The 3,342-nt window shown below is 68.9% G+C and carries 3 protein-coding genes; 1 reads left to right on the top strand and 2 read right to left on the bottom strand.

Going from position 1 to position 3,342, the window contains the following annotated elements:
* Positions 1-12 precede the first annotated feature (12 nt).
* Positions 13-1,383 carry an aspartate aminotransferase family protein gene (locus AC5RUJ_RS12950; RefSeq protein ID WP_494000752.1) on the bottom strand — a complete coding sequence of 457 codons (1,371 nt, stop codon included), beginning with the start codon at positions 1,381-1,383 and terminating at the stop codon, positions 13-15.
* Between the two features lie 12 nt (positions 1,384-1,395).
* The gene (locus AC5RUJ_RS12945; protein ID WP_494000751.1) at positions 1,396-2,889 is read right to left on the bottom strand and encodes a CoA-acylating methylmalonate-semialdehyde dehydrogenase; all 1,494 of its coding nucleotides are present in this window, start codon (positions 2,887-2,889) and stop codon (positions 1,396-1,398) included.
* Between the two features lie 156 nt (positions 2,890-3,045).
* Between AC5RUJ_RS12945 and AC5RUJ_RS12940 the strand changes: the two genes are divergently transcribed.
* Positions 3,046-3,342, top strand: a 297-nt coding sequence (locus AC5RUJ_RS12940; protein WP_494155965.1) for a PucR family transcriptional regulator ligand-binding domain-containing protein, incomplete at its 3' end; no start/stop codon positions are given.

The following is a 3,342-nucleotide window of genomic DNA, read 5'->3' as shown; positions in this document are numbered from 1 at the left end:
CGCCGCGCCCGCTCAGCCCGCCGCGTGCGTGTCCGCCAGCTCCAGCACCTCGTCCAGGACGGCCAGGCCGGTGCGCGCATCCTCCGCACTGATGTTCAGCGGCGGCACCACATGGATCCGGTTGAAGTTGGCGAACGGCAGCAGCCCACGGGACTTGCAGGCCGCGATCAGCTCGTTCATCTCCGGGCTGGAGGAACCGTACGGCGCCAGCGGCTCGCGCGTGGCCCGGTCGCGCACCAGTTCCACCGCCCAGAAGGCCCCGACGCCGCGGACCTCGCCGACCGACGGGTGCTTGGCCGCCAGCTCGGCAAGCCCCGGGCCGAACACCGTGGTGCCCAGGTCCGCTGCATGCTCGACCATCTTCTCGTCCCGCATCGCGTTGATCGTGGCCACCGCCGCGGCGCAGGCCAGCGGGTGCCCGGAATAGGTCAACCCGCCGGGGTACGCGCGGTGGGCGAAGGTCGCGTAGATCTCCTCGGAGATCGCCACGCCGCCCAGCGGCACGTAGCCGGAGTTCACGCCCTTGGCGAAGGTGAGCAGGTCCGGCACCACGCCGGCGTGGTCGATGGCGAACCACTTGCCGGCACGGCCGAACCCGGCCATCACCTCGTCGGCGATGAACACGATCCCGTATTTGGTCGCCAGCTCGCGGACACCCTGGAGGTAGCCGGGCGGGGGCACCATGATCCCCGCCGTTCCCGGAATGGACTCCAAAATGATCGCGGCAAAGCGGTCGGCGCCCTCCAGCTGGATCGTGGTTTCCAGATGTTCCAGCGCGCGCTGGCATTCCTGCGCCTCGTCCGCGGAGTGGAACTGGCTGCGGTACAGGAAGGGTGCGTGGAAGTGGACCGTGCCGGCGTTGCCGTAGTCGTTCGCCACCCGCCGCGGGTCGCCGGTGATGTTGACCGCCAGCGCCGTCCCGCCGTGGTAGGAGCGGTAGGCGGAAAGCACCTTGTAGCGGCCGGTGTGGAGCCGGGCCATCCGGACCGCGTGCTCCACGGCGTCCGCGCCGCCGTTCGTGAAGAAGACCCGGTTCAGGTCCCCGGGGGTCAGCTCGGCGATCAGGCGCGCGGCCTCGGACCGGGCGGCGTTTGCATGCTGGGGTGCCACGGTGCACAGCAGCCCGGCCTGCTCCTGGATGGCCGCGACCACCTTGGGATGCTGGTGGCCGATATTGGTGTTGACCAGCTGCGAGGAGAAGTCCAGCAGCCGGTTGCCCTCGCCGTCCCAGACCCAGGACCCCTCCGCCCGGGTGACAACCATGGGCGTGATCTGTTCCTGGGCGGACCAGGAATGGAACACATGCTGCCGGTCCAGCTGATAGGCGCGGCGGCCGGCTTCCAGTTCCGCCGGGCTCAACGGTGTGCCTGTGGTGGTGGTCATGGCTCTCTCCTCCTAGATGTTCTGCGGGAAGCCGAGGTTGATGCCGCCGTGGCTCGGATCCAGCCAGCGCGAGGTCACAACCTTGCCGCGGGTGAAGAAGTGCACGCCCTCGGAACCATGCGCATGGCTGTCACCGAACAGCGAGTTCTTCCAGCCGCCGAACGAGTAGTACGCCATGGGCACCGGGATCGGCACATTGATCCCCACCATACCCACCTGCACCTCGTTCTCGAAGCGGCGGGCGGCACCGCCGTCGTTGGTGAAAATCGCCGTGCCGTTGCCGTACTGATTCCCGTTGATCAGCGCCAGCCCTTCGTCGTAGCCCGGCACCCGCACCACCGACAGGACCGGTCCGAAGATCTCATCCGTGTAGATGGACATCTCCGGTGTCACCCGGTCGAACAGCGTCGGGGCCAGGAAGAAGCCGTCGCCCTCCGCATCCGGCTCCACGCTGCGCCCGTCCAACACCAGTTCGGCGCCTGCTTCAACGCCTGCCGTGATGTAGCCGGCCACCTTGTCCCGGTGAGCCGCCGTGATCAGGGGGCCCATGTCCGTGCCGCGCAGGCCGTCGCCCACGCGCAGCTTTGCGGTCCGCTCGGCGATCTTGGCCACCAGTTCGTCCGCGACGGATTCCACTGCCACCACCGCGGAGATCGCCATGCAGCGCTCGCCGGCCGCGCCGTAGCCGGCGTTCACCGCGGCATCCGCGGCAAGGTCCAGGTCGGCATCGGGGAGCACGAGCATGTGGTTCTTGGCCCCGCCCAGCGCCTGCACCCGCTTGCCGGAGGCCGTGCCGCGCTCATACACGTAGCGGGCGATCGGCGTCGATCCGACGAAGGAAACGGACTTGATCTCAGGGTGCTCCAGCAGGGCGTCCACGGCTTCCTTGTCGCCGTGCACCACGTTGAAGACGCCGTCGGGCAGCCCGGCTTCCTTCCACAGCTCGGCCATCCAGTTGGCGGCCGTGGGGTCCTTTTCGCTGGGCTTCAAAACCACGGTGTTGCCGCTGGCGATCGCCACCGGGAAGAACCACATGGGTACCATCGCGGGGAAGTTGAAGGGGGAGATGATCGCCGCCGGCCCCACCGGCTGCCGGATCGAGTGCACGTCCACTTTGGTGGAGGCGTTCTCCGTGTAGCCGCCCTTCAGCAGGTGCGGGATGCCGCAGGCGAATTCCACAACCTCCTGCCCGCGCGACACCTCGCCGAGCGCGTCGTCCAGCACCTTGCCGTGTTCGGCGGTGATGATGGCGGCCAGTTCGCCCTTGCGCGCGTTCAGCAGCTCGCGGAAGTTGAACAGGATCTGCATGCGGCGGGCCAGCGACGTGTCGCGCCAGGCCGGGAACGCTGCCGCCGCCGCCTGCACCGCTTGATCGACGACGGCGGTGCTGGCGAGGGCGACGCGGGCGGAGACTTTGCCGGTGGCCGGGTTGCTCACGTCGCCGAGTCGGCTGTCGGGCTGCGGGGCCGTGTAGGTCCCCTGGATCCAGTGCTGGATGGTCTGCATGGTTCTCCTTGTTTCGAGTTGTTGCCCGCACTTGGCCCCCGGCCAGGAAGTGAACGGGGACACGTGCGATGGGTCTTCCCCTATCCTCGGGTGCCCCGTCCGCCCGTGCCACTGACACTCTGTCGGAAGATACGCGTTGGGGCTTACACTGTGTCAATGCAGCTGAGCGTGCGGGACGTACTCGACCTCGAGGTGGTGCGGGCCGGCGAACCCGAGGTCCTCTCGGGCGCCGACGCCTTGGCCTCGCCCGTCCGCTGGGTCCACGTGGCCGAGTTGCGGAGCCTTGCCGGCCTCCTGGAGGGCGGCGAGCTGGTCCTGACCACCGGCCTGGCGTTCGAGGACTCCGCCGCCGAAGCCACCCGCTACCTCGCCGAACTGGCAGCGGCAGGGGCCGCCGCCGTCATCGTCGAAATCACCGCCCAGAGGCCCCGGGCCGCCGCCGCACTGCGCGAG

The organism is Arthrobacter sp. Y3223164 (genome assembly GCF_059091005.1).
The sequence above is the reverse complement of the archived record's forward strand: the minus strand, read 5'-3'. Positions and strand labels throughout refer to the sequence as shown.

Bases quoted from the DNA above. Each gene is read 5' to 3' on its own strand.
- AC5RUJ_RS12945 (WP_494000751.1), bottom strand. From the start codon at position 2,889: ATGCAGACCATCCAGCACTGGATCCAGGGGACCTACACGGCCCCGCAG.
- AC5RUJ_RS12950 (WP_494000752.1), bottom strand. From the start codon at position 1,383: ATGACCACCACCACAGGCACACCGTTGAGCCCGGCGGAACTGGAAGCC.